Below are 26,761 nucleotides of genomic sequence, written 5' to 3' on the forward strand. Positions count from 1 at the left end.
AAATAGTAGGAGAAAAATTATGAAAAATATTAATTTAAATATAAATGAAACTATATATAATGTAGATATAAAAGAAGATGACAGGCTTATAGATGTACTTAGAGATAACCTCAAACTAACTGGAACCAAAGAAGGCTGTGGAGAAGGTGAATGCGGTGCTTGTTCTGTTATTATGGATGAAGAATTAGTTAACTCTTGTTTAGTGCTTGCTTTTCAAGCGGATGGAAAAAAAATAACAACTATTGAAGGTGTAAAAGATGAGTATATAAAGCAAGCATTTATTGACGTAGGAGCAGTACAATGTGGGTTTTGTACGCCAGGTATGATACTTAGTGGAAAATCTATATTAGATAAAAATGTTTCTCCAAGCAAAGAAGAAATAAGAGATGCTATATCAGGTAATTTGTGCAGATGTACAGGTTACAATAAGATAGTAGATGCTATATACTTAGCATCAACTGTAAGGAGAGATAAGTAGTGAATAGTGTTGGGAAAAATATAAAAAGAGTAGATGCTTACGATAAAGTTAATGGAAAAGCAATATATCCACAAGATATATATTTTGAAGATATGCTATATGGAGAAACTTTAAGGTCTAATAAACCTCATGCATACATAGAACTTGATATAAGTGAAGCTAAAAAAATAGAAGGGGTAATAAAGATATTTACAGCAAAGGATGTACCTTATAACCACCATGGAGTAGTGTTTAAAGATAATGAAGTATTTTGTGATAAAAAGGTAAGAAGGATAGGCGATCCGATAGCTTTTGTTGTAGCTACAAATAAAGAAATTGCTAAAAAAGCTTTAAAGGCTATAAATGTAGAATATAAAGAAATAGAAGCTGTATTTGATCCAATAAAAGCAATGAAAGAAAATAGCCCAAAAGTGCATGGCAATGATACTAACATAGTTCATCATTTTAAACTTAGAAATGGAGATGTTGAAAAGTCATTTGAAGATTGCGATGTAATAGTTGAAAATGAATATGTTGTTCCACAGGTTGACCATGCTTTTTTACAACCTGAAAGTGGAGTGGCAAAAATTGATGAAAAAGGCAAAATAATATTATACACAGCAACTCAATATCCACATTTTGATGTATGTGAAATAGCACAGGCATTACAAATAGATCAAAAACAAGTGAAAATAATAAACTGTGCAGTTGGAGGTGCTTTTGGAGGAAGAGAAGATATAACAATGCAAATCCATCTATCTCTTGCAGCAAAAATATTAAAAAGGCCAATTAAAACTACCTATTCTAGAGAAGAATCATTTATAGCACATTCCAAAAGACATTCAATGATTATGAAATATAAAACCGGAGCAACTAAAGATGGAAAATTAAAAGCATTAAAAGCTACTATAATAGGGGATACTGGAGCTTATGCATCCTGGGCAATAAATGTATTAAGAAAAGCGGGAGTTCATGCAACTGGACCCTATGAAATAGAAAATGTATGTGTAGATAGTTACGCAGTATATACAAATAATCCATTTAGTGGTGCTATGAGAGGCTTTGGTGCAACTCAAGTTCCAATAGCTTATGAACAACAAATGGATATAATAGCAAATAAACTAAACATAGACCCTATAGAATTTAGATTAAAAAATATATTTAAAAAAGGAAGTAAAACAGCTACTAATCAAATATTAAAAGAAAGCGTTCCACTTGAAAAATGTATAAATGAAGTTAAAAAAAATATGGACTTTAGTAAAAAGGGATGCGGCATAGGAATAATGTTTTATGGAACGGGATATGGAAATGGATTTCCAGATGTTTCAAATGCAAGAGCTAAAATAAATCAAGATGGAAAAGTAGAAATATATATTGGAGCAACTGAAGTAGGCCAAGGTGCAAAAACTATAATGAGTCAAATAGGAGCAGAGGTTTTAAAAATTAATGTAGAGGACATAATATTTGTAAATGAAGATACAGAAATAACTCCAGACTCTGGAACAGCAGCGGCAAGTCGTCAAACTTACAATAGTGGAAATGCCGTAAAAATAGCTTGTGAAAAGCTAAGAGATGAAATAAATAAAAAATATGATATAAACAACTGTAATTTAAAAGATGTATATAAAAATATTGATAAAGAACTTTTAATTAAAGAGGGCTCTTTTAAAGCACACTCAACAATGATGGATGAAGAAACTGGTATAGGAGAACCATATTGGCCGTATACTTTTGGAGCTTGTGGAGTTGAGGTTGATGTAGACGAAGAAACTGGAGAAATTAAAATATTAAATGCAGTTGTAGCACAAGATGTAGGAAAAGCAATAAATCCTCATTTAATAGAAGGGCAAATAGATGGAGGCTTTGCTATGGGTGTTGGATATACTTTAATGGAAGATTTAAATGTTGTAAATGGAGAAATTAAAAATAACAGACTATCTAAATATATTATACCAACATCACTAGATACAATAGATTTTAAGAAAATAATAGTAGAAGATGAGGAAAGTTCTGCACCGTTTGGAGCAAAGGGAATAGGTGAACCAGTAATGGTATATGTAGCCCCTGCAATTTTAAATGCAATCTCTAGTGCTAGTGGAATTAGGGTGAAAAAATTACCTGCGACACCTGATAATATAATTAAAAATATAAAAGAAAAAATGAAAATTTAAATCTTGATAAGATTAAATATTTATAAATTATCTCGTTGTTGATAATTACCAATAAAGCATATTTTATACTGAATAAATAAAGATAGTTGTTTAAGTTATATTAACTTAATTTATATACTATAAATAGCTAGCTCAAACTACTTACTTATAAAGTGAGAGTTTAAGTATAGTAATAAAATTAGGAGGATTTGTGTATATGGAGTTTTTAGAAAAAAAGTTTAAGCTCACACAACACAATACGAACGTAAAAACTGAAGTATTAGCAGGTATTACAACCTTTATGACAATGGCATATATATTAGTTGTAAATGCTAATGTTTTAGGCGATGCAGGTATGGATAAAGGTGCAGTATTTGCAGCGACTGCAATATCAGCATTTATAGGTACTATGCTTATGGGATTACTTGCAAATTACCCAATAGCACTAGCACCTGGTATGGGGCTTAATGCATTTTTCGCTTATACAGTAGTTATAGCAATGGGACATAGTTGGCAATTTGCATTGTGTGCAGTATTTATTGAAGGGATAATATTTATATTACTTACAATTACAAATATACGTGAAGAAATAATAAACTGCATACCGCCATTACTCAAACATGCAGTTACTGCAGGTATAGGACTATTCATTGCTTTTATAGGATTAGTAAATTCTGGAATTGTAGAACAAGGAGGTGCTATATTAACCCTTGGAAGTATGAAAGCACCGTTAGTATTATTGTCAGTATTGGGACTTATAATAGCGGCAGTACTTATGTGCAAAAATGTAAAAGGTGCATTTTTATTATCTATGGTAATAACAGCTGCAATTGGGATGGTATGTGGATTAGTAGAAATTCCAAAAGCCTTAGTTTCAACTATACCATCTTTAGAACCAATATTTTTAAAAGCATTTTCAGTAAATACATCACAAATATTTAGTTTTGATATGATAGTAGTAGTATTTACGTTCTTATTTGTTGATTTATTTGATACTGTAGGTTGTTTAGTTGGAGTTGCATCAAAGGGAAATCTTTTAAATGAGGATGGAACACTACCTCGTGCGAAAGAAGCTTTACTTGCAGATGCAATAGGAACAACAGTAGGAGCGCTTCTTGGTACTTCTACAGTTACATCTTATGTTGAAAGTTCAGCAGGGATAGCAGAGGGCGGAAGAACAGGACTTACAGCGGTAACTACTGGGTTCTTATTTTTAGTATCTCTATTCTTTGCACCGATATTTACAGCAATACCACCTCAAGCAACAGGACCTATATTGGTATTAGTTGGAGTGTTGATGGCAAGTTCTGTACTTGAAATAAACTTTAAAGACCCAACAGATGCAATACCTGCATTTTTAACCTTTACAATGATGCCACTTGCCTACAGTATAGCCGATGGTATTATATTTGGTATAATATCCTACACTATACTTAAGTTTGTATGTGGTCAAAAGGAAAAAGTTAACTTGTCGCTTGTAATTTTAAGTATATTATTTATATGTAAATTTATATTCTTATAAAAAGAGTCTCCTTTGACATCAAAGGAGACTTTTTAAAATTCACGCAAACGTGAAATTAAAAGCAGAAAATTATAGTAATAAATACGTAAAAAATGATATTATTAACCTAAGTGAAAGTCAAACTATAAAAATGCTACAAATTTGGAAAAGGAGAAAATTACATGTATAGCTTAAAAAATGATTATAGCGAAGGGGCTCATCCTCAAATACTAGAAGCTTTAGTAAAAACAAATTTAGAACAAGATGCAGGTTATGGTGAAGATAAATATTGTCAAGAAGCTATCGAATTAATAAAAGAAAAATTACAAAATGATAATGTGGATATTCACTTTATTCCAGGAGGAACTCAAACAAATTTGATTTCTATAGCGGCATTTTTAAAATCACACGAGGCATGTATTGCTGCAAAAACTGGGCATATATTTGCAAATGAGACTGGTGCAATAGAAGCTACAGGGCATAAAGTGATTGCTGTTGATACTGAGGATGGAAAATTAAGAAAAGAAAATGTTTTATCTGTTCTTAAATCTTATACAAATGAACATGTTGTAAAGCCAAAGTTAGTTTATATTTCAAATTCAACAGAAATAGGAACTATATATAACAAAAAAGAACTACAAGAATTAAGAGAAGTTTGTATGGAAAATAAATTATTATTATACATGGATGGAGCTAGACTTGGATCTGCTTTGGCGTGTGAAGAAAACGATTTAAAACTTTGTGACTTTGCAGAGTTAACAGATGCTTTTTACATAGGTGGAACTAAAAATGGTGCTTTAATAGGAGAGGTTTTAGTAATTTGCAATGACTTTCTTAAAGAAGATTTTAGATATCACTTAAAGCAAAGAGGTGCTTTACTTGCTAAAGGAAGATTATTGGGAATACAGTTTACAGAACTATTTAGAGAGAACTTATTCTTTGAAATAGGAAAATATGAAAATGATATGGCTAATATTTTAAGAGATGGAATAAATGAGTTAGGATATAAATTTTTAGTGAATTCACCTTCTAATCAGATTTTTCCAATAATGCCTAATACGGTAATTGAGAAACTTCAAGAAAAGTATTCTTTTATAGTATGGTCAAGTGAAGACGAAGAAAACTCATCTATTAGACTTGTAACTTCTTGGGCTACAAATAAAAAAGTTGTTATGGGATTTGTAGAGACACTAAAAAATATTACTGGAAAATAATCATATTAGTTTGAAAATAAAAAGAAAATAGCTATAATATTTATTATAATTATTTTCTTTTTATAGTAATTTTTAATTTTAAGTATGAAAAATTATTATTATAGGCATAATCATATATAGTCAACAAAATTTAATTGGGTGTATAGCTCAGCTGAATAGAGCAACGCCATTCTAAGGCGTGTGTCTGGGGTTTAAATCCCTGTGTGCTCACCATGATCTATTAGCTCAGTCGGTAGAGCACCTGACTTTTAATCAGGGTGTCCCGCGTTCGAGTCGCGGATGGATCATCATTTAAACTCCTATTTTTTATAGGAGTTTTTTTACTGAGATTTTTAATTATTATAAACCATAAGGTTACTTTAAATAGCTAAAAAATAATAAAAAATTTAAGTAAGCAGCAAGATTTTTCTCATCAGATGAATTACAACGTATGGTTGGAGCTAAGGGTAAACCCTCTGTGGTGAAATATAGAATTAACCTTTTTAGAGATGAATGGAAATCTCTTATCTAAATAAGATTTTGGATGATCTATATCTGGAAATAAAGAACCTATTTTTATAGAGTTAATATATAGTATTAACATAATAAATATATCAATTACTTTAAAATATGTAAGTGGAAATTTTAATAATAGACCAATAAATAATGTTCCAATAAACAGCCCACCAATATTATGTGTTTTATATGTAATTAAAATCGCCTCCCGTATAATATATTCAGTGGAAGTTATTACAATGATAGTAAAATTAAGTATAGATTGGAGTATAAACATTTTTAAGAAGCTTACATATATAATAAGATAGTTCTATTTTATAGAACTTGATATAAAGATATATTAATGGAGGTTTTATTTTGAATTATAGATATTTATTTGAGGGAATAGAAACGCCCGTAAAGTTAAAAAATGGGTCATTACAAATACCTGTAAATTTTGATAATGGTGCTACAACACCACCATTAAAAAGCGTAGTAAAAGAAATTATGGAAAACGCACTAATATATGGACCAATAGCTAGAGGTGCTGGTCAAAAAGGAGATTTATGTACTAAAAAATATGAGGAATCTAGAGAAAAAATATTAGATTTTTTTAATTTAAAACAAAGCAATACGCATACAGTAATTTATACAAAAAATACAACAGAATCTTTAAACTTACTATCGAATGTACTAATAAAAAATAAACATGAGAAAGTATTAACAACTAGAATGGAACATCATGCAAATGATCTACCTTGGAGGAATACTGCAACGGTTGAGTATGTTGATGTTGATAAATTAGGTAGAATAAATATAAATGATATAGAAGCTAAATTAATTGCAAATAAAGGGAAAATAAAATATGTGAGCATAGCTGGTGCATCTAACGTAACCGGTTATATTAACCCTATACATGATATAGCTAAAATTTGTCATAGACATGATGCTAAAATAATTGTGGATGCTGCACAACTTATAGCGCATAAGAAAATAGATATGAGGGGTCAAAATCATTTAAAAGGAATCGATTTTTTAGTGTTCTCAGGGCATAAAGCGTATGCACCTTTTGGAAGTGGTGCAATAGTAGGACTAACTGAAGAATTATCAAATATAAATCCATTTTTAAGAGGTGGAGGATGTGTAGATACTGTATATGATTATGATATAATATGGGATACACCATCAGAACTTCATGAAGCTGGAACTTCAAATTTCTTAGGAGTTATGGCAATGGTAAGGGCTTTAGAGAATTTACAACAAGTTGGATTTGAAGAAATATATAGTCATGAAATGGAAGTTAAAAATTATCTGATAAAAAATATGAAAAAAATCGAAGGTTTAAAAATTTATGGAGATATTGAAAATGTTGAAGACCGACTAGGTGTAATAACTTTTAATGTAGAAAAAATACCATTTGATGAATTAGCACATATATTTGCTGATGAATTTGGAATAGCTTTAAGGAATGGAAAGTTTTGTGCACACCCTTATGTAAATAGATTGTTAGGTTTAAGTGATTTAGATGCACATTGTGCTGATGAAAAATTAGAAAGCTTTGGTATGGTAAGATTAAGCTTGGGTTTATATAATACTATAGAAGAGGCAAACTTATTTATATTAGCATTAAAATATATAGTTGAAAAATACTAAATATATAAAAAGTAAGATGGTAACTGAAACTATGGTACCATCTTATTTTTTATATATCTATACAATACTGTGTTATAATAGATAATACTATAATGACTATAAGAAAGAGAGTAATAAATGACAAAAGTAAATTTTAAAGATTATAAATTAAGTAATGAAATATTAAAGGCAATTGACATATTAAATTTTAAAAGCCCAACAAATGTACAAGAACAAGTTATACCAGTTGCACTTGAAAATAAAGATGTACTTGTTAAATCTCAAACTGGAAGTGGAAAAACAGCAGCTTTTGCAATACCAGTTTGTGAATTAGTTGATTGGAATGAAAATAAACCACAAGCTTTAATACTAACGCCGACTAGAGAACTTGCAATTCAAGTTAAAGAAGACGTATTTAATATAGGTAGATTTAAAAGAATAAAAGTACCAGCACTTTATGGAAAATCTTCTTTTGCTATGCAAGAAAAAGAACTTAAGCAAAAAACTCATGTAGCAGTTGGAACTCCAGGCAGGGTAATTGACCATATCACTCAAGGTACGTTATTTACAGATAATATTAAATATCTTGTAATAGATGAAGCTGATGAGATGCTTAATATGGGATTTATTGAACAAATACAAGAAATCATAAGTTCACTACCAAAGGAACGTGTTACTATGTTATTCTCAGCTACTATGCCAGAAGACATAGATAATTTATCTAAAAAATATATGAACAACCCTACAAAGATAGAAATTCAATCAAAAACTGTAACAGTAGACAGAATACAGCAAGATGGATATAAGATAGAAGAAATAGGGAAATTAAACTTATTAAAAGAAGTTACTATAATAGAAAATCCTGACAGTTGTGTAATATTCTGTAATACTCAAGAAAAAGTAGATACACTTTGCCGTGAATTAAATAAAGCTAGTTATCCATGTGATAAAATTCATGGTGGAATGGAACAAGATGATAGAATAAAAGTTATGTCTAACTTTAAAAAGGGATATTTTAGATATTTAATAGCTACAGATGTAGCTGCTAGAGGGATAGACATAGATAACATAACTCATGTAATAAACTATGATGTGCCAAAAGGAAAAGAAAACTATGTTCATAGAATAGGAAGAACTGGACGTGGTGGAAAAAGTGGTAGAGCTATAACTTTTGTAACTAATAGAGATAGTGGTCGTTTAAGTGATATACATGAGTATACGGGAAAAGAACTTACATTAAAAAGAAATCCAAGTAAAAAATTATTAGAAGACTTAAGAAAAGATTTTGAATACAAGCTAAAACTAAAGCCTCAAGTTAAAGAAGATAAGGGTTCTAAGCTAAGTGAAGAGATTATTAAGCTTCATATAAATGCAGGTAAGAAAACTAAAATGAGACCAGTTGATATAGTTGGAACTCTTTGTAGTATAGATGGTATAACTGCTGATGATATAGGTGTTATTAATGTACTTGATGTATCAACTTTTGTAGAAGTACTAAATAATAAAGGTGAAATTGTACTAAAAGAATTACAAACGAAAAATATAAAAGGCAGACCACGTAGAGTTACTAAAGCAGAAATGTAATTTATAAAAAGATAGATAAGATGTATTTGACTAAGAAAGTACCCTAGAGGTGCTTTTTTTAGTTTGAGTATATAACACATTTAAAAATTACAAAGAAAAAGTGTTATATAAACAATATGGTATAATAAGGGAGGTATGATAATCGTGATTCTTATATAATATAAGCTTATTTAGTACATTATTTAATATAAAAAAGAAGTGCTATTTAATTAGATTATACGAACACGTCATTTACCACTAATTTAATATGAAAAATATATATGTTGAGGTGGGTTTATGGAGTTATTACGTAAAAATGCAAATGAAGTTAAAGTTATAGCAAATCATTTTATAAAATGGTTTTTCCTATCAGCTATATCGGGAGGAGTTGTAGGTTTAGTTATATCATTATTTTTAAAAAGCCTTCAATATGCAACTGTTACTAGAGAAAATAATCCGTGGATTATTTATTTATTACCTTTTGGAGGTGCGCTTGTAAGTTATTTATACTTAAAGTATGGAGGAGATTCTTCTAAAGGAAATAATTTGATAATTGAGCGTATCAATAACGGTGGTGGATATGTACCATTTAAGATGACTCCATTAGTGTTTTTAGGAACATTTATAACTCATTTATTTGGAGGATCAGCAGGTAGAGAAGGAACAGGTGTACAAATCGGAGCTAGTATATCTTCTAAGTTAGGAAGACTAATAAACTTAAAAGGTATGGATCATACTATACTTATAATAAGTGGTGTAAGTAGTGGATTTGGAGTTGTATTTGGAACTCCTATTGCAGGCACAGTATTTGGCTTAGAGGTAAGTTCTATTGGAAAGATGAGATATGACGCAATAATTCCATGTTTAATATCAAGTTTTATAGGAAATCAAATTGCAACACTATTAAAAGTACAACATACACATTATCATATGAATGGGATTACTGACAACCCAAGCATATTTTATAAAGTAATATTTTGTGCAGTAATATTTGGATTAGTAAGTAAATTATTTTCAGAGCTAACTCATTATCTAAAAAAGTATTTTAGTGAAAAAATACCAAATCCTTGTGTTAAAAGTTTTATAGGAGGAATATTAATAATAGCTTTAGTGCTTATATTAAATACTAGAATATATTTAGGTCTTAGCTTAGATTTATTAGGAAATTCATTTGAAGTTAAAATAATTGGATATGCTTTTTTATTAAAACTTATATTTACATCTATTACTCTTGCAACTGGGTTTCAGGGTGGTGAGGTAACGCCATTATTTGTAATAGGTGCAACTTTAGGAAATTTCCTATCATCTATTGTAAATTTACCAATATCTTTTTTATCGGGTTTAGGAATGATAAGCGTATTCTGTGGGGCTACTAAGACTCCATTAGCATCCTTCATAATGGGAGTCGAGTTATTTGGAGCTGAGAATATAAAGTACATATTTATGGCATGTATAATTAGCTATGTATTTTCAGGCAAAAGTGGGATATATTCATCACAGGAAAATAGTATATTTAAGTAAATATAGAATTAATTAAAATTACTTAGAAAAAACTTTAATGGATATTTTAAATATGCTTAAATAAATTATTATGTTGCAATATATAATTAGGTGTTTGCTAAAACTTAGTCGCTTTTATTATAAAATTCTGTTATAATAAAATAGCTTTAATAAAGAAAGAGGTGTTTATCATAGATAATTATAAAACTAAAGAAAATAAGTATGAAACTCAAGGTAATGTTACTTTTATAAATATACTTAAAAAGAATAATACTGAACTTGTTGCTAAAATAGATACAGAAGACTTAGAAAAAATTCAAGCTATGGGAACTTGGTTCGCAGAATGGCACAAAGATTTTAATAGTTACTTAGTTCAAAACTTAACTGTAACTAAAGTAGATAAGAAATTAAAAAGCAATAAAAGAAATATCCAATCTGTAATACTAGATACTGAATCTAAGGCTCCAATTAAACATATAAATGGAGATACATTAGATAATAGAAAATGTAACTTACAATTAGTAGATAGAAAAGAAAAAAATGAATATGAAACTATAGATAACGATACTATAGCAGTAATATTAAAAGATAGATATGGAAAAGAGCAAGCTAAAGCTTTAATATCATCTAAAGATTTAGACAGAGTTGTAAATAAAAAGTATACTTGGTTATACCATAAAGGATATAAGCAACCTCAAGTAATTGCTCATACTCCTAATGGTAAAGTAAACCTAGAAGATGTTATAATGAAGCCAAGTGAAAATATGAGAGTACATCATATAAACTTAAATCCATTAGATAACAGAAGAAAAAATTTAGAAAATAAGCAAAAGTAGATATAACTATAAATATAAAGTCATAGAGTTAAAATATCTCTATGACTTTTTCTATATTCAATTTACTGTGTATACTTAGGTGTTTTAATGAATTGGTGTATATGAAATATTAAAATAAGGAAAAATATCGCAAAACATGATATAATCTAAAAGTATTTCAAACTCAAAAGCACTAGTTGGAAATTTATTAAACATAAGGCCTATTCTTATAGTTAAAGATGGATTAATTTATCAAGAAGGTAAAATAAGAGGAAATAAGAAAATAATATCGAATATAGTAAATTGTATACAAGAAGTTTATGGACCAAATTTTAGTGAAAAGCTATAGCACTAGCTTGTGGAGAAAACTTATGTGTTCACATTCACGGTCTGGTTTTATTGGAACAACGTGTTTTAAATAGAAAGAAAAGGGAGCTTACAAAATGAGTAATATTAAAATAGTATGTGATACCATGAATGATGTTTTAAAAGAAGTAGTTGATAAATATGATATAGAAGTAATTCCTACAATTATAATGTTTGAAGGAAAAGAATATAGAGCAGGTGTAGATATAAGTGGTGATGAGTTTTATGGATTACTTAGAAGTTCAGAACAAATGCCATCAACATCTCAAATAACTTATACAATATATAAAGAAATATTTGAAAAGTATGTAAATGAAGGTAAAAAAGTATTATATATGGTTGGTTCATCTGCTGCATCGGGAACTTATCAATCTGCCACTTTAGCAAAGAATGATATTGATGGTGAAATTCATATATTTGATACTTATCAATTAAGTATGGGTGGAGGAATTTTAGTTAGTGAAGCTGGAAAAATGGTTGAAGAAGGTCATGATATAGAGTACATAATAAATAAATTAGAAGAATTCAAAGAAAAAGTAGATGTATATTTTTCTGTTGACTCTTTAGATTATTTACAAAAGGGTGGAAGAATATCTGGGACTAAGGCTGCAATAGGAACATTACTTAATATAAAGCCAATACTAAAAATAGAAGATGGGTTAGTTAAACAAAAAACTCAAGTAAGAGGAAGTAAAAATATAGTTCCGGCATTGATACAACAATTAAAATCAGAAATTGGAGATGACTTTTCAAATAAAGAGATTTATGTTGGATATGGAGATGACATAAGTAAGTGTGATAAATTTGTAAAAAAAATAAAAGAAGAATTATCACCAAAAAATGTACATATACTACAAATAGGTTCTTGTGTAGCTTGTCACTCTGGACCTAGTGTTTTAGGAATAGCATGTTTAAATAAATAATATTTTTTATAATACAAAGTTTTTATAATACAGCAATAATATATAATTATGTGTGAAATAGTGTTTTAATAAAATTATAATTTAAAGTCTTTGAAAAAGACTTTGCTTTTACAAATATAAAAGGCATGACATTTTAAAAATGTCATGCCTTTGTTTATTTTGTATAATAAGCAATACCGATACTTCCAGGACCTACATGTAGCCCTATAACGGGACCAATAGATTGTATTTTAACAGGTATATGTAATTTTTCCTCTAATCTTTTGGCAAGCTTCAAACCTTCATTTTCACAATTTATGTGGTGAACAATAACATCACCTAATCCATTTTTTTCAATATCGTCAAATACTGAATTAATTATAGTATCAATAGCTTTTTTTCTAGTCCTAACCTTAGTGAAAATGGAAGTTGTTCCATCATTAACAGTAAGTATTGGCTTTATTTGAAGTATATTTCCTAAAAGAGCAGATGCGCTTCCTATTCTTCCACCTTTTTTTAGATAATCTAGAGTATCTGGTGAAAATAGAAATCTGCTATTATTTAAAACATTATTAATTACATTAACTATATCATCTTTAGAATTACCTTCAATAGAAGCTACTGCCGCTTCTATAACTGCAAATCCCATTTGCATACAGTTAGTTTTAGAATCAATTATAGTTATATCGGCTTGTGGATAATTTTCTAAAATCATATTTTTAATTAAATTAGCGCTTGAGAAAGTACCACTCATACTAGACGATAAAAAGATACCTATTATAGAATCCCCATTTTTAACTATATTTTCAAAAGTATTTAACATTTCATCAGGTATTGGTTGAGAGGATTTTGGAATTTCATTTAAAGAGTTCATTTCTTCATAGAAAAATTTATTATCTATATCCAACTCACGTGTACTCTTATCATCCATATACACATTTAGTGATACTACAGAAATACCGTATTTTTCAATATATTCAGTTGGTATGTAAGATGTACTATCAGTAATTATTTTTATTGCCAAGTCAATCTCTCCTTTCAAAATATATATAACTTAATTATATATATGAGTTTCAATAAATAATAAGAATTATAACTTATATTCTTATTATATATCAAAATTATTAATGAGTAAAATGAATATATTTTTCAAATGTAATTAATTATATAAATAAAAATAGCATCTAGCCTTATTACTAGGAAGGCAAATGATATCCTAATTATTAAAAAATTACTTAACTAATTTAAATTCATGTTCTTTTGTACAGTTTATAGAGTTATGAATTTTAGTTTATATTTTATATTACAATATTATGCAGCAGTATATAGATTGCAAAAAAACAATATATTTTAGAATATTGATTTTATCAATAATGCAAAATGTTAAATAGAAAAAATCTATATGTGAATTAAGTATAAGATGTATAGTATAAAAAAAATATATATAGTAATATAGTGTAATACATCGCAATAGATATTCTAATAATCCTTATTATAATATCTTGCGATTACTTTATATAACACAAATTAAAAGGAGAAGACTTAATATGAAAAAAATTATAGTTTTATTGTTAACTATGTTTTTAATATTTAATGTAGTAGGATGCTCAAAAGCTAATGTGCCACAAGCATCAAATGAAGAAATATTAAAATCTAGTTATGAAGAAATATTAAAAAAAGCAAAAGGAACTACTGTAAACTTCTATGGATATGGTGGGGATGAAGTTATGAACAAATGGTTTGATACATATGTAGTAAATGAAATGAAAAAATACGATATAAAAGTTAAGAGAGTAGGTATGAATATAGATGAAATAATGAATAAGCTTTTATCTGAGAAACAGGTTAAAAATTCAAAAGGAACTGTAGATGTAATATGGTTAAATGGAGAAAACTTTAAAGTTGCAAAAGATAATGAATTATTATTTGGTCCATTTAGTGAAAAAACACCTAATTATATGAAATACGTAGATCAAAAAGCACCAGAGATAACTAATGATTTTGGAACATCTGTTGATAATATGGAAGCACCTTGGGGTAAAGCTCAGTTTACAATAGCATATAACAGTGATACTATAAAAAGCACTTTAAATAGTAGTGATGAAATTATGACGATGGTTAAAAATAATCCAGGTAAATTTACATATCCAGCTCCTCCAGATTTTACAGGAAGTGCATTTGTAAGAAATATAATATATGATGTTGTGGGATATGAAAATATAAAAAATATAGAACCAGATGAAGAAAAAGTTAAAGAAGCTATAAAGCCTGCTATTGATTATTTAAAACAATTAAAGCCGTATTTATGGCAAGAAGGAAAGAATTATCCATCTACTTCTTCTCAACTTGAAAATATGTATGCAGATAAAGAAGTATGTGCAATGATGACTTACGCTCCAAATACGCTTAAAGATAAGATAGAAAAAAATATAATACCTAAAAGTACTAAGATAGTAAAATTTGATAAAGGAAATATAAGTAATACTCACTTTTTAGCTATACCAAACAATGCTACAAATAAAGAAGGAGCAATGGTTGTTATAGATTTTTTAATGAGTGTAGATGCTCAAGCTTCTAAGACTGATTCTAAAAACTGGGGAGACAGTACAGTATTAAGTATGGATAAAATACCACAAGAAAAAAAATCTGAATTTATGGAAACTGTGAATATAGAAAATACATTACCTGAACTACCTGCAAGTATAATTCCTATAATTGAAAAAATATGGACACAAGAAGTATTAGAGGCAAAATAATATGAAAGAAAAATTAAAGCCATATATACTTTTAGCACCTATATTTTTGATATTGTTTTCTGTGTTTTCAATAGGAATAATAGTATGTATGATTCAAAGCTTAGGGTGTTTTCCACTTATAGGATTAAATGAAATAACCTTAGATTATTATAAAGAAATATTAAGAGATACTACATTTATAAAATCATTTTTATTTAGTTTAAGTACTTGTGCTATATCATCGATAATATCTGTAGTAGGTGGGGTTATGATAGCTTATATGCTAATTAGAGATAATAAATACTCTAAATTTAGAAAAAGCTTGATTAGACTTCCTATCATAATACCTCATATTGTAGTAGTACTTTTAATATTTATGGTATTTTGCCAAAGTGGAGTAATAGCTAGAATTTTATATAATATAGGGTTTATAAATGATACAAATGATTTTTCGATATTAACAATGGATAAAAATGGGATTGGTGTAATACTTGTTTATATTTATAAAGGTATTCCATTTATAGCGTTTATGACTTTTAGTATACTTAAAAATTTTAGCGATAACTTGGAATCAGTAGCTATGAATTTAGGTGCGAGTAAATCTCAAGCATTTTTTAATATATTGCTTCCACTTTCTATGCCTACAATTATTTCTTCGTTTATAATAATATTTGCGTTTTCATTTGGCTCATTTGAAGTACCTTACTTAATAGGACCGACTACTCCAAGGGCATTGCCAGTAGAAGCATATATAAGATATAGTAGTAGTGATTTAACACAAAGACCGTATGCTATGGCTATAAATGTTATTTTAACTACTTTTAGTTTTGTACTTTTAATAATATACAATAAATTATTAAAAAAAATATATAAATACAAGTTGTAGGTGATAAAATGAAAAAAATATATAAAATATTGTTAAATAGTTTTGTAGTGTTATTAATATCGCCACTTACCGTACTTATAATATGGAGTTTGACAAATTCATGGACTTGGCCAAGCCTTTTTCCAAGTGAATTTTCTTTAAATGGACTAGAATACTTAATCACAACCGATAGTATAAAATCACTTATAACTAGCTTAATTATTTCAACAATAGTAGTTATAATAACTATAATAATAAGTTTGCCGGCAGCGAGGGCTATTAGTTTGTATGAGTTTAAGGGTAAGAGATTTTTTGAACTTTTAATAATGTCGCCTATAATAATTCCTACTATATCTGTGGCAATGGGAATTCATATAACTTTTATGAAGATAGGAATAGCAAACACTATTGTAGGTGTAGTAATAATTAATATAGTGCCATGTATTCCGTATGCTGTAAGGATACTAACTGATGTATATGATATTGTAGGAAATAAGCTTGAAGTGCAAGCAAAGGTACTTGGAGCTAATAAATTTGATACATTTAAATATATTAGTTTGCCACTTATAATGCCAGGCATAGTAAGTGCTAGCAGCATGTGCTTTATAATATCATTTGGACAATATTTTTTAACTTATTTAATAGGATCAGGAGTAGTGGTTACTTATCCTATGATAATGTTTCCATACATACAAAGTGGAGACAGAACCATAGCATCTTTATATAGTTTAGTATTTTTAGTGGTAAGTGTGATAGTTCTTTTTATATTAGAAAAAAAGATAAAATCATATTATAATGAAGAACAAACTACATTTTTATAAAAATAGGAGAAAACATATGTCAAAAGTAAAACTTATCAACTTGGTTAAGAAATTTGATAATAAGAAAATACTTAATAATATAAATTTAAAAATTGAAGAGGGCGAATTAGTATCACTTTTAGGTCCATCGGGGTGTGGGAAAAGCACTACATTAAAACTAATAGCTGGGCTTATTAAAGCTGATGGTGGAGATATACTTTTTAACGATGAATCTGTTTTAAATGTAGATACTCAAAAAAGAGGAGCTGTAATAGTTTTTCAAGATTATCTATTATTTCCTCACATGAATGTATATGATAATATAGACTTTGGTCTTAAGATAATGAAAGAAAAAAAAGAAATAAGAAAAGAAAAAGTAAATAACCTTATAAGTTTAGTTAAACTTGAAGGAATGGAAAATAAATACCCATCAGAACTGTCAGGTGGACAAAAACAAAGAGTAGCAATAGCACGTGCTTTAGCTGTAAAACCAAAGATATTGCTGTTAGATGAGCCATTTAGTAACCTTGATATAATTCTTAGGGATGAAATGAGAGAATTTGTACTAGAAATCCAAAAAAAACTTAACATAACTACTATACTTGTTACTCATGATAAAGAAGAAGCTCTTATGATGAGTGATAAAGTGGCTATTATGCTAGATGGAGAAATAAAACAGTTTGACAGTCCTAAAGCTTTATATACAAATCCATCGTGTATAGAAGTTGCTGACTTTTTTGGAGAACGTAATTATATAAGGGGAACTGTAAAAGAAAATATACTTACAAGTGATATAGGTGAGTTTAAAGTGAATTGTGAGGATACAGATAAAATAAGTGTTATGATATCTCCTAAGAATATAGCTATATATAGTAACTCAGATTATAAATTTAACGATTCTAATAAAATCACAGGTAAAATTATTAAGAAGAGGTATGGTGGAGATCGAACTTATTATACTGTAAGAGCTATAAGCTATGAGTTTAAAATAACTTCACCTAATGATAGTTACAATGTGGATGATGAAGTAAATATATGTATAGATTTTAACAATTCAGTATATTATACTATATAATTTATTAAGCTTGAATTTTATAGTATAAACTTAAATAGTAAAACATTTAATACAATACATACTAAAAGCGATATAAACTTATGTGAGTTTATATCGCTTTTAGTATGTATTCTGTAGTATTTGCAGCTATTAATTCTCGCATTTGTTTTCTATGTTCTAAGAATTTATCATAAACTTGTTGTGAGATATTAGGATCTCCATAAATTCTCCAATATTTAGTATTTTGAAATTTATAGTTTCCATATCCCATAAATCCTACAACGTCTTTGAGAGGGTAACCTAAAAATATACCTATTTCATCCGGTAAAATATTAGATTTAAGTTTTTTTATTAAAAAATCTAGATATTTATGGAAATCATAATTTTTAGGATATCCTAAAAATTTTAAAAAATTTATAATTTTTTTATTATTTAAAGTTTGCTTTAAAGTGCAGTAGTTTAAAAATAAAATCTTTATACCTTTCTCTTTTTGATTAATTATCTCAAAAGATATCTTATTACACTTAGAAAAAAATGAAATTAAATCTGAAATTTTTTCATCCTTCATAGGATCATTGAAAGATATATTAAGTATTTCACTAGGCTTTGATCCCATTATTACTGGACCTAATACTTCTAAGACCCATTTGAGATATGATGAGTTTGCTGTATTGTTACAGCGGTTATAGTTACAGTTTTTATTCATGATAGCCTCCTTAAATGATAATGGTTATTAAATAATATAAACATATGTTAACATTAATGATAATTAATATCAACAAGATAATGAAAATAAAAAACAATTGACAATGATTATTAATAGTAATAACATATTAATTAAGTATCTAGTTATAGTATGTCCATACTAGCAAGTAATAATAAGTATACATATATAATAAATTTAAAGGGGGAGTAAGTAATGAGTATTGTAATAATAGGTGGTCATGAAAGAATGGAGAGCCAGTATAAATCAATAGGGTTATCCTTTGGGTACAAAACTAAAGTATATACTAAGGCATCTCAAAAACTAAATAATGGAATAGGAAGCCCAGATGCGATAATAATACTTACAGCTACTGTATCTCATAAGATGAGTATGAAGGCAGAAGAAGAAGCTAAAAAGAAGAATATACCTATATTAAGAAGCCACAGTAGTAGTAAAGTTGCTTTTAGAGAATGTATGAAAAGAGTAGAACTATCATAATAACTTACTTATCTAATAACATCCTTATACATATTAGTCCGATAATAGACTAATATGTAATTTTATTTAAAATACTATATTAAAATAATTGTTGTATAATAATTAATAGGAAATATAAATGTAGTATTGGAGGGACTTATGATAAATATTCTTATGATAGAAGATGATAGTACAATAGCATTTGGAGTGAAGTATGCTCTAGAGCAAGAAGGTTTTAATATTGAGATATGCAAGGACTTAGAAAGTAGTAGAAAAAATATTAGTGATAAAGAGTACAATGTAATTCTTTTAGATGTAATGTTGCCAGATGGTAATGGGTACGAATTTTGCAAAGAAATTAGAGAAATTATAGATACGCCAATAATATTTTTAACTGCTTGTGATGAAGAAGTGAACATAGTTACGGGTTTAGATATTGGGGGAGATGACTATGTGACCAAACCTTTTAGAGTTAGAGAACTTATTTCTAGAATTAACGCAGTAATTAGAAGAAGAGGAAATAATAGTGAAAATAAAAAAGTAGTGAAGTTTGGAGATTTAAGTATACATACTTTAGAAGCTCGGGTTTATAAAAATGGAGAAGAGATTTTCTTAACTTCTGTTGAGTATAAATTATTATTAATATTAATGCAAAATAAGAATGTGGTTTTAAGTAGGACTAATATTTTAGAAAAATTATGGGATGTTACTTATGATTTTGTAAGCGATAACACTCTTACTGTTTATATAAAAAGACTTAGAGTAAAAATAGAAGATGACTCAGCCAACCCTAAATACATACTTACAGTAAGAGGACTTGGATATAAGTGGGATGGAAGTGAAAATTATGTTTCTGTCTAATGTTGAGATAAAAAACTTTATCAGAAGTTATATAGGAGCATTTATAATTATCATGATAATTTCTATGGGAGTTATTATTATAGATCTAAATATTATAAAATATAAGATAGTAGAAAATAACCAAGCGATGGTAGGAGCTATAGTTTCTCAAAATCCTAATTTAGAAAGTGATATAGTCGGTGTAATAACTCGGGGAGAATCAAAAGACAATGTAAGTTTAGGAAAAAAGGTATTAATGAAATATAATTATGATAAAGATATAAGCCTTAGAAATGAACCAATCGTAAGTGAGAGTATAAAAGAACTATTTAGTGTAAACACACTATTTGTAGTTATTATATTTATTTTAATCTTAGTTTTAGTTATGTATTATTTTAAAAAAATATATAGTGATATAAAAGATATGACTAGTTATGTATATAATAGTTCAGAAGGCAGATATTTTGAAATGAAAAATAAAAATCAAGAAGGTCAAATTGGGCTTCTTAAAACTGAGCTTTTAAAAATGACCAATATACTTAAAGAAAAAGTAGAACTATTAAATAATGAAAAAATATTCTTAAATGACACTATTTCTGATATTTCACATCAATTAAAAACTCCGATGACTTCACTTATAATACTTAACGATTTAATGTATGAGGATATACCAAAAGAAACTAAAATCGAATTTTTAGATAAAATAAAATCCCAACTAAATAGGATGGAGTGGCTAATAAAAAGCATGTTAAAGCTTTCTAAAGTTGAAGCTAAGGTTATAGATTTTAAGTGTGAAAAAGTAAATATTAAAGAATTACTAACGATATCGATTCAACCAAGTTTAATTCCAATAGAACTTAAAAATATAGAACTTAGTATAAGTGGTGAGGATAGTTCTACATATTATGGAGATATAGATTGGTCTAGAGAAGCTTTAGTTAATATAATTAAAAATTGTGTAGAACATACTTCGCAAAACGGAAACTTAAAAATTGATTATGAAGAAAATCCTTTATACAGTGAAATAATCATAAAAGATAATGGAGAAGGAATAGATAAAAAAGATTTGCCTCATATATTTAAAAGATTTTATAAAGGAAGAAATAGCTCAAAAGAAGATAGTGTAGGAATCGGACTAGCTATGGCAAAATCTATAATAGAGAGCCAAAATGGTGATTTATATGTTAAAAGTGAAAAAGATAAAGGGTCCCAGTTCCATATTATATTCCATAAAATTTATAGTGACTAATCTGTAATATTTAATTCACCTTAATGTAATGATGAGTCTGTAAACTATAAAATATAAACAAGAAAAATGAAGATAAAGTTTATAAAAAGGAATATATGGAGGGTAATATGGAAATTTTAAAAGTCAAAAATTTAACTAAAAGTTATGGTAAGGGAGAGGCAAAGGTAGATGCCTTAAAAAATATAAATTTATCAATAAACAAAGGTGAATTTGTTGCAATAGTAGGACCAAGTGGTAGTGGGAAGAGTACTTTACTACATTTGATAGGCGGAGTTGATAAACCAACTAGCGGAAAGGTATTTGTAAATGATGTAGATATATATACTTTAAAAGCAAAGGATTTATCTATATTTAGAAGAAGAAATGTAGGTCTTATATATCAGTTTTATAATTTGATACCTGTACTTAGTGCAAAGGAAAATATATTATTACCAGCTGAGCTTGATAATAGAAAAATAGATAAAGTATATTTAGATGATTTGTTAAAAACTTTAGGATTAAAAGAAAGAAAAAATCATCTTCCAAATGAGTTAAGTGGAGGGCAACAACAAAGAACTTCTATAGGTAGAGCGCTTATAAATAGACCATCTATAGTTCTTGCAGATGAGCCAACAGGAAATTTAGATAGTAAAAATTCAAAAGAAGTATTAGAGCTACTAAAGTTATCAGTAAAGAAATATAATCAAACTTTAATAATGATAACTCATGACACTAATATCGCTTTGCAAGCTGATAGAGTTATAACTATAGAAGATGGAATGATTAAAGTTGACGAGGTGATATAAATGAACTTATATACTTCTCTAACTTTAAGATATTTAAAAGAAAATAAGAAAAGAACAATAGTCACTATAGTAGGGATAATATTGTCTACTGCACTGATCTGTGGAGTAGGTAATATATTTGAAAGTTTCATGGATTATCAAATTAGGGAAACTATAGCTAATAACGGAGATTTCCATGCAACTTTTCATGATATAAAAAAAGATGATTTAGACAAGATAACAAAGAGTGCAGGAATATCTAAAAGTGCTCTAAGTGACAATTTAGGTTATGCAAAGTTAAGTGAAGAAAAACTAAACTTAGTTCAAGTTAGGGCATTTGATAATACTGCTTTTAAAGGTTATCAAATGAAGTTGAAAGAGGGTAAACTTCCTACTAATAGCAATGAAATTGTTTTAAGTGAAAGAGCTATGCCTTTAATTAATAAAAAAATAGGGGATAAAATAACTCTAAACATTGGAAATAGAATAGATAAAAATGGAAAATACATAGAAATCTCAATATTGGATGATAATGAAACTATAGTAGATGGAAGAAATAAAGACTTTAAGATAGTTGGTATTATTAATAAACCACAAAATGATATTGGAAATGATGTTGTAAGTGGAATAACTTATTTAGATATAAAAGAACAATCTAATAATGATACATTGAATGTAGCTATATCTGCTAACGAGCCTAGTGAAATTTATGAAATAGCAACAAAAATATCAAAAAACTTAGGTTTAAAAGTAGTAAGTTCTGATGATAGTGGTGTAGCTTATGAAAATTTATTATTTAATGAGGAATTATTAATATTAGAAGCTGCAAGTGCTTATTCTAATATAAATGAAGCTATTTACATAATACTATTTATAGTCATAACTTTAGTAGTTGCATGCACTATAGCTACGGTATACAATGCATTTAGTATCTCAATAAGTGAGCGTAAAAAACAATTTGGAATTTTAAATTCTATAGGAACAACAAAATCTCAGGTTATGAAGTTGGTACTTTTAGAAGCTATTGTAGTAAGTATAATAGGTATACCGCTAGGATTGGTAACTGGAACTTTTGTAATCGATTTAGTATTTAAATTAATACAATCTCTATTTAACAGTTCGATTGTTGCAACCATGAATTTAAGAGTTGTGTATAAACCTTATATAATTATAGGAAGTGCAGTAATAGTACTATTAACAATAATAGTATCTGCAATACTTCCAGCACTTAATGCAGCAAAAACTTCACCACTTGAAGCTATAAAAAATAGTAGTAGTCTTAAAGTAGGGAAAGTGAAGGATTCTAAGTTAATTAGAGCGTTATTTAAAACTGAAGGAGTTTTAGCATATAAAAACTTGAAACGAAATAAAAAGAAATTTAGAATAACTTTATTTTCATTAATAATTAGTGTAGTGATATTTATATCATTTAGTGGATTTGTAGAGTTGTTTGCAAAAGCTAGTGAGGTTAATAATGGGATAGTGAATTATGATGTAAGGCTATGGAAAAGTGGTATTGTAGAAGACGATAAGATAATAAATGATTTAAATAAGGTAAATGGAATAAAAAAAATTAGTGTTAGCAATACCTATGGGATAGGTTTGGATGTTAAGGAAGGCAATATAAATAAAGAATATAAGGAGTTAATAGATAAGAACTTTTCTAAAAATAATAAGAATGGTGAAACTATATATAATTTTAATCCTATGCAAAATACTTTCCAATTTACAGGAGATAAAGATATAGAAGCGTTAGAATTAAAAACTGGTAGTTTTGATAAAGAAACTGCTATAAAAGAAAATGGTATAATACTTAGAAATAAAAGTTATTATAAAGAGCTTGGTAAAAAAGCTGAGATTGCACTAACTAATTATAAAGTGGGAGATGCAATAGATGCTTATGATATTTCTAGGGATGAAGATGGTAATGAAGTAAAGAAGCCTATTAAATTAAAGGTTTTAGCTACTACAGAGGATTTACTGCCAGGAAATAAATATGCTACTTACATGGGAATAGATTTTATAACTTATAATGAGGTGGGTTCAGAATTAGGATATGATATTAATAGTAGGGATATATATATAAACTCGGATAAAACAGAAAATACTAGGAAAGCTTTAAAAGAGATAGGTAAAAAGTATGGATATGATGTATATGATGAAGTAGAACAAGCATTAAAGGTTGAACAGTCTATCATGGCGATAAAAATATTTGTATATGGTTTTGTAATACTTATATCTTTGGTAAGTATAGCTAATATAGTAAATACTATAAGTACAAATATAAATTTGAGAAAAAGAGAGTTTGCTATAATTAAGTCAATAGGTGTAACACCTGGTGGATTTAACAGGATGATATATCTTGAGAGTTTTTTATACGGGGCTTTAGCTTTAGTATATGGAGTTCCTATAGGTCTTGGAATTGATGTACTTGTGAATAAAACCACTGGATATGTTATACAATTAGGTATAATTCTACCATGGAATGCAGTTTTAATATCTGTTGTAGGAATATTTGTGATTACATTTGTTGCATCATATATACCTATGAAGAAGATAAACAAGGAAAATATAATAGAAAATATTAGACAAGAGAGTATATAGTTAATATTAAAAAGCAGTAATAATTTAGGTTTTTATAACCTGAATTGCTACTGCTTTTTTTTACTTAGTAATTTAAAAATATTCAGTTTTGATGGAAGTGATATGTTACTTTAATTTAAATGTTGAACAATTAGTTTCTGTGTATACATTAACATTATTTCCAGAAACTAATATAGTTTTAGCACTGCATGATTTGTTGTCATTATAACCACAAGTATTAACTTCACAAACCAAACAATTGCACTCACCTTTACTATTTGTATTGTTAGTTAATGTTGAATAATTATCTTTATCAAGGAATGAGCCACAACAAGTACTACAATCAGTTTTAGCTCCTTTTCCACCTACATTTATGCGATTTGAATAACAACTACCTTGTTTATTGTGAGAACAGTTTTCTACTTTACAATTTATTTTAATCATTATATACCTCCTACTTTTTATTTAGAAAAATATCTATCTAATAAACCTTTAAAAGCTCTACCATGTCTAGCTTCGTCTTTACACATTTCATGAACTGTATCATGAATAGCGTCTAAATTGTTTTTCTTAGCTAAAGTAGCTAAATCTTTTTTTCCAGCACAAGCACCATACTCAGCCTCAACCCTAGCAGATAAGTTTGCTTTAGTATCAGCTACAACTACTTCACCTAATAATTCTGCAAACTTAGATGCATGTTCAGCTTCTTCAAAAGCTATTCTTTTATAAGCTTCAGCTACTTCAGGGTATCCTTCTCTATCAGCTTGGCGGCTCATAGCTAAATACATTCCTACTTCGGTACATTCTCCTATAAAATTAGCTCTTAAGCCTTCTATTAATTCTGAATCAATATCTTTTGCTATTCCGATTCGGTGCTCGTCTGCCCATGTAAGATCACCTTTAAGTTCATCAAATTTTTCAGGTCCTACTTTGCAAACAGGGCAAATCTGAGGAGGAGCATCTCCTTCATGGATATATCCACATACTGTACAAACATATTTTTTCATAAGATTTTTCCTTTCAGATTGTAAATTAAATACTTATTTATTATTGGTAAAAAAATATATATTATGCTTGTTAGGATTCTTAGTTTAAAATAATAACAAATAATGGCATAAATTATATATAATAGTATTATAGAAAAATGTAAAAAAAAAGAAATTTAGGGAGAGTAGATATGAATATAATAGAGAACTTAAGAAATCAGGGTATAAGTGAAAAACTTATAGAAGATATAATATATTTTAGAAATTATTATAAATTAAATGAAGAGTTATCAAGTAGAGTATCCACTCCTAAAACATATTTTTATGGAAAAGATATATTATCAAAGAGTATTTCAGCAATTCTTGAAGGGGAGAATATATTACTTAGTGGACCTAAAGCAACAGGAAAAAATATATTAGCAGATAATTTATCTCAAATATTTAACAGACCTCAATGGAATACATCATTTCATGTAAATACAGATAGCGCCTCTCTTATAGGGACAGATACATTTATAGATAATGAAGTTAAGCTAAGAAGAGGGAGCGTGTATGAATGTGCACTTAATGGAGGATTTGGGGTATTTGATGAAATAAATATGGCTAAAAATGATGCTGTGGTTGTACTTCACAGTGCTCTTGATTATAGAAAAATAATAGATGTACCAGGTTATGAAAAAATTAAATTACACGAGGCAACTAGGTTTATAGGTACTATGAACTACGAATACGCAGGAACAAAAGAGTTAAATGAAGCTTTAGTTTCTAGATTTATGGTTATAGATATACCTTCTATAAACGAAGAAACTCTTATGGTTGTACTTAAAAATGAATTTGAAGATGCAAATGAAGATAAGTTAAATCAATTTGCTGGATTATTTTTAGATTTACAAACTAAATCTCAAAACTCTGAAATATCTACGAAATCAATAGATTTAAGAGGTATAATAGCATCATTAAAAACTATAAAAAGAGGTTTAAATCCGAAGCTTGCAATAGATATGGGAATTACTGATAAGACATTTGATGTATATGAAAAAGAAATAGTAAGAGATGTAATAAGTACGAGAATACCTGATAGTTGGGGATGTGAAGATATTTTTAAATTAAAAGCTAAGATAATATAGG

The 26,761-nt window shown here is 28.0% G+C and carries 25 protein-coding genes and 2 tRNA genes; 22 read left to right on the plus strand and 5 right to left on the minus strand.

The genetic code is table 11. The features are described 5' to 3' along the window. Positions 1-19 precede the first annotated feature (19 nt). The 6 genes from QOZ84_RS10720 (at position 20) to QOZ84_RS10745 (ending at position 5,609) form a co-directional block, all read left to right on the plus strand. Positions 20-478, plus strand: coding sequence for a (2Fe-2S)-binding protein (locus tag QOZ84_RS10720; RefSeq protein WP_284132963.1), 459 nt, complete (start codon positions 20-22; stop codon positions 476-478). Continuing rightward, positions 478-2,628, plus strand: a complete 2,151-nt coding sequence (locus tag QOZ84_RS10725) for a xanthine dehydrogenase family protein molybdopterin-binding subunit (protein WP_284132964.1) — start codon at positions 478-480, stop codon at positions 2,626-2,628. The genes QOZ84_RS10720 and QOZ84_RS10725 overlap by 1 nt, the downstream gene beginning before the upstream one ends. 196 nt (positions 2,629-2,824) lie before the next feature. Then, positions 2,825-4,129, plus strand: coding sequence for an NCS2 family permease (locus tag QOZ84_RS10730; protein ID WP_284132965.1), 1,305 nt, complete (start codon positions 2,825-2,827; stop codon positions 4,127-4,129). A gap of 161 nt (positions 4,130-4,290) precedes the next feature. Beyond that, positions 4,291-5,322 (plus strand): threonine aldolase family protein, encoded by a 1,032-nt coding sequence (locus QOZ84_RS10735; protein WP_284132966.1) that lies wholly within the window; start codon positions 4,291-4,293, stop codon positions 5,320-5,322. A 136-nt stretch (positions 5,323-5,458) separates the two neighbouring features. After that, positions 5,459-5,535, plus strand: a tRNA-Arg gene (locus QOZ84_RS10740). A 1-nt stretch (position 5,536) separates the two neighbouring features. Next, positions 5,537-5,609: transfer RNA gene (locus tag QOZ84_RS10745), tRNA-Lys, on the plus strand. Positions 5,610-5,743: 134 nt separating this feature from the next. Here the strand turns inward: QOZ84_RS10745 and QOZ84_RS16670 are convergent. After that, positions 5,744-6,094, minus strand: coding sequence for a metal-dependent hydrolase (locus tag QOZ84_RS16670; protein WP_416390349.1), 351 nt, complete (start codon positions 6,092-6,094; stop codon positions 5,744-5,746). Positions 6,095-6,174: 80 nt separating this feature from the next. On the opposite strand from QOZ84_RS16670, the gene QOZ84_RS10750 reads away from it, so the two are divergent. The 6 genes from QOZ84_RS10750 (at position 6,175) to QOZ84_RS10770 (ending at position 12,595) form a co-directional block, all read left to right on the plus strand. Beyond that, complete coding sequence (locus QOZ84_RS10750; RefSeq protein ID WP_284132967.1) at positions 6,175-7,449, plus strand: aminotransferase class V-fold PLP-dependent enzyme; 1,275 nt, start codon at positions 6,175-6,177, stop codon at positions 7,447-7,449. A 117-nt stretch (positions 7,450-7,566) separates the two neighbouring features. Next, positions 7,567-9,012, plus strand: a complete 1,446-nt coding sequence (locus tag QOZ84_RS10755; RefSeq protein ID WP_284132968.1) for a DEAD/DEAH box helicase — start codon at positions 7,567-7,569, stop codon at positions 9,010-9,012. Between the two features lie 276 nt (positions 9,013-9,288). Beyond that, on the plus strand, positions 9,289-10,512 hold the full coding sequence (locus tag QOZ84_RS10760; RefSeq protein WP_284132969.1) for a voltage-gated chloride channel family protein: 1,224 nt from the start codon (positions 9,289-9,291) through the stop codon (positions 10,510-10,512). Between the two features lie 161 nt (positions 10,513-10,673). Beyond that, positions 10,674-11,327 (plus strand): hypothetical protein, encoded by a 654-nt coding sequence (locus QOZ84_RS10765; protein ID WP_284132970.1) that lies wholly within the window; start codon positions 10,674-10,676, stop codon positions 11,325-11,327. 208 nt (positions 11,328-11,535) lie between these two features. Continuing rightward, positions 11,536-11,655: a hypothetical protein gene (locus QOZ84_RS16675; protein WP_416390350.1), complete on the plus strand. Its 120-nt coding sequence runs from the start codon at positions 11,536-11,538 to the stop codon at positions 11,653-11,655. Between the two features lie 94 nt (positions 11,656-11,749). Next, on the plus strand, positions 11,750-12,595 hold the full coding sequence (locus QOZ84_RS10770) for a DegV family protein (RefSeq protein ID WP_284132971.1): 846 nt from the start codon (positions 11,750-11,752) through the stop codon (positions 12,593-12,595). A 154-nt stretch (positions 12,596-12,749) separates the two neighbouring features. On the opposite strand, the gene QOZ84_RS10775 is transcribed toward QOZ84_RS10770, so the two are convergent. Beyond that, entirely contained in the window at positions 12,750-13,598 is an 849-nt protein-coding gene (locus QOZ84_RS10775) for a DegV family protein (RefSeq protein WP_284132972.1), read from the minus strand. A 523-nt stretch (positions 13,599-14,121) separates the two neighbouring features. Between QOZ84_RS10775 and QOZ84_RS10780 the strand changes: the two genes are divergently transcribed. The 4 genes from QOZ84_RS10780 to QOZ84_RS10795 are packed head-to-tail and all read left to right on the plus strand — an operon-like array spanning position 14,122 to position 18,049. Further along, complete coding sequence (locus QOZ84_RS10780; protein WP_284132973.1) at positions 14,122-15,330, plus strand: ABC transporter substrate-binding protein; 1,209 nt, start codon at positions 14,122-14,124, stop codon at positions 15,328-15,330. 1 nt (position 15,331) lies between these two features. Continuing rightward, positions 15,332-16,195, plus strand: a complete 864-nt coding sequence (locus tag QOZ84_RS10785; RefSeq protein WP_284132974.1) for an ABC transporter permease — start codon at positions 15,332-15,334, stop codon at positions 16,193-16,195. 8 nt (positions 16,196-16,203) lie between these two features. Continuing rightward, positions 16,204-16,995: an ABC transporter permease gene (locus tag QOZ84_RS10790; RefSeq protein ID WP_284132975.1), complete on the plus strand. Its 792-nt coding sequence runs from the start codon at positions 16,204-16,206 to the stop codon at positions 16,993-16,995. A gap of 16 nt (positions 16,996-17,011) precedes the next feature. Then, positions 17,012-18,049, plus strand: coding sequence for an ABC transporter ATP-binding protein (locus QOZ84_RS10795; RefSeq protein WP_284132976.1), 1,038 nt, complete (start codon positions 17,012-17,014; stop codon positions 18,047-18,049). Positions 18,050-18,137: 88 nt separating this feature from the next. On the opposite strand, the gene QOZ84_RS10800 is transcribed toward QOZ84_RS10795, so the two are convergent. After that, on the minus strand, positions 18,138-18,734 hold the full coding sequence (locus tag QOZ84_RS10800; protein ID WP_284132977.1) for a DUF3793 family protein: 597 nt from the start codon (positions 18,732-18,734) through the stop codon (positions 18,138-18,140). A 213-nt stretch (positions 18,735-18,947) separates the two neighbouring features. Here QOZ84_RS10800 and QOZ84_RS10805 point away from each other — a divergent pair, with 213 nt between their 5' ends. From QOZ84_RS10805 to QOZ84_RS10825, 5 genes are all read left to right on the plus strand, one after another. Next, complete coding sequence (locus tag QOZ84_RS10805) at positions 18,948-19,232, plus strand: DUF2325 domain-containing protein (RefSeq protein ID WP_284132978.1); 285 nt, start codon at positions 18,948-18,950, stop codon at positions 19,230-19,232. A 138-nt stretch (positions 19,233-19,370) separates the two neighbouring features. Beyond that, positions 19,371-20,072 carry a response regulator transcription factor gene (locus tag QOZ84_RS10810; RefSeq protein WP_284132979.1) on the plus strand — a complete coding sequence of 234 codons (702 nt, stop codon included), beginning with the start codon at positions 19,371-19,373 and terminating at the stop codon, positions 20,070-20,072. After that, a complete protein-coding gene (locus QOZ84_RS10815; protein ID WP_331496572.1) occupies positions 20,059-21,300 on the plus strand; it encodes a sensor histidine kinase in 1,242 nt (413 codons plus the stop codon). Before QOZ84_RS10810 ends, QOZ84_RS10815 begins: the two co-directional genes overlap by 14 nt. Before the next feature lie 107 nt (positions 21,301-21,407). Beyond that, entirely contained in the window at positions 21,408-22,085 is a 678-nt protein-coding gene (locus QOZ84_RS10820; RefSeq protein WP_284132981.1) for an ABC transporter ATP-binding protein, read from the plus strand. Then, positions 22,086-24,668: an ABC transporter permease gene (locus QOZ84_RS10825; RefSeq protein ID WP_284132982.1), complete on the plus strand. Its 2,583-nt coding sequence runs from the start codon at positions 22,086-22,088 to the stop codon at positions 24,666-24,668. A gap of 105 nt (positions 24,669-24,773) precedes the next feature. Here QOZ84_RS10825 and QOZ84_RS10830 read toward each other — a convergent pair whose 3' ends face one another. Together QOZ84_RS10830 and QOZ84_RS10835 are read right to left on the minus strand one after the other, a co-directional pair. Next, the gene (locus QOZ84_RS10830) at positions 24,774-25,091 is read right to left on the minus strand and encodes a DUF1540 domain-containing protein (protein WP_284132983.1); all 318 of its coding nucleotides are present in this window, start codon (positions 25,089-25,091) and stop codon (positions 24,774-24,776) included. 17 nt (positions 25,092-25,108) lie between these two features. Further along, positions 25,109-25,654 carry an NADH peroxidase gene (locus QOZ84_RS10835; protein WP_284132984.1) on the minus strand — a complete coding sequence of 182 codons (546 nt, stop codon included), beginning with the start codon at positions 25,652-25,654 and terminating at the stop codon, positions 25,109-25,111. A 170-nt stretch (positions 25,655-25,824) separates the two neighbouring features. Between QOZ84_RS10835 and QOZ84_RS10840 the strand changes: the two genes are divergently transcribed. After that, positions 25,825-26,760 carry an AAA family ATPase gene (locus QOZ84_RS10840; protein ID WP_284132985.1) on the plus strand — a complete coding sequence of 312 codons (936 nt, stop codon included), beginning with the start codon at positions 25,825-25,827 and terminating at the stop codon, positions 26,758-26,760. Position 26,761: the final 1 nt, after the last annotated feature.

It is taken from the genome of Romboutsia sedimentorum, from assembly GCF_030131845.1.
GTDB classification, from domain to species: Bacteria; Bacillota; Clostridia; order Peptostreptococcales; family Peptostreptococcaceae; genus Romboutsia_D; species Romboutsia_D sedimentorum.

Bases quoted from the DNA above. Each gene is read 5' to 3' on its own strand.
- QOZ84_RS10785 (WP_284132974.1), top strand. From the start codon at position 15,332: ATGAAAGAAAAATTAAAGCCATATATACTTTTAGCACCTATATTTTTG.
- QOZ84_RS10720 (WP_284132963.1), top strand. From the start codon at position 20: ATGAAAAATATTAATTTAAATATAAATGAAACTATATATAATGTAGAT.
- QOZ84_RS10800 (WP_284132977.1), bottom strand. From the start codon at position 18,734: ATGAATAAAAACTGTAACTATAACCGCTGTAACAATACAGCAAACTCA.
- QOZ84_RS10790 (WP_284132975.1), top strand. From the start codon at position 16,204: ATGAAAAAAATATATAAAATATTGTTAAATAGTTTTGTAGTGTTATTA.
- QOZ84_RS10805 (WP_284132978.1), top strand. From the start codon at position 18,948: ATGAGTATTGTAATAATAGGTGGTCATGAAAGAATGGAGAGCCAGTAT.
- QOZ84_RS10735 (WP_284132966.1), top strand. From the start codon at position 4,291: ATGTATAGCTTAAAAAATGATTATAGCGAAGGGGCTCATCCTCAAATA.
- QOZ84_RS10795 (WP_284132976.1), top strand. From the start codon at position 17,012: ATGTCAAAAGTAAAACTTATCAACTTGGTTAAGAAATTTGATAATAAG.
- QOZ84_RS10770 (WP_284132971.1), top strand. From the start codon at position 11,750: ATGAGTAATATTAAAATAGTATGTGATACCATGAATGATGTTTTAAAA.
- QOZ84_RS10760 (WP_284132969.1), top strand. From the start codon at position 9,289: ATGGAGTTATTACGTAAAAATGCAAATGAAGTTAAAGTTATAGCAAAT.
- QOZ84_RS10835 (WP_284132984.1), bottom strand. From the start codon at position 25,654: ATGAAAAAATATGTTTGTACAGTATGTGGATATATCCATGAAGGAGAT.
- QOZ84_RS10840 (WP_284132985.1), top strand. From the start codon at position 25,825: ATGAATATAATAGAGAACTTAAGAAATCAGGGTATAAGTGAAAAACTT.
- QOZ84_RS10830 (WP_284132983.1), bottom strand. From the start codon at position 25,091: ATGATTAAAATAAATTGTAAAGTAGAAAACTGTTCTCACAATAAACAA.
- QOZ84_RS10730 (WP_284132965.1), top strand. From the start codon at position 2,825: ATGGAGTTTTTAGAAAAAAAGTTTAAGCTCACACAACACAATACGAAC.
- QOZ84_RS10810 (WP_284132979.1), top strand. From the start codon at position 19,371: ATGATAAATATTCTTATGATAGAAGATGATAGTACAATAGCATTTGGA.
- QOZ84_RS10820 (WP_284132981.1), top strand. From the start codon at position 21,408: ATGGAAATTTTAAAAGTCAAAAATTTAACTAAAAGTTATGGTAAGGGA.
- QOZ84_RS10825 (WP_284132982.1), top strand. From the start codon at position 22,086: ATGAACTTATATACTTCTCTAACTTTAAGATATTTAAAAGAAAATAAG.
- QOZ84_RS10780 (WP_284132973.1), top strand. From the start codon at position 14,122: ATGAAAAAAATTATAGTTTTATTGTTAACTATGTTTTTAATATTTAAT.
- QOZ84_RS10755 (WP_284132968.1), top strand. From the start codon at position 7,567: ATGACAAAAGTAAATTTTAAAGATTATAAATTAAGTAATGAAATATTA.
- QOZ84_RS16670 (WP_416390349.1), bottom strand. From the start codon at position 6,094: ATGTTTATACTCCAATCTATACTTAATTTTACTATCATTGTAATAACT.
- QOZ84_RS10815 (WP_331496572.1), top strand. From the start codon at position 20,059: ATGTTTCTGTCTAATGTTGAGATAAAAAACTTTATCAGAAGTTATATA.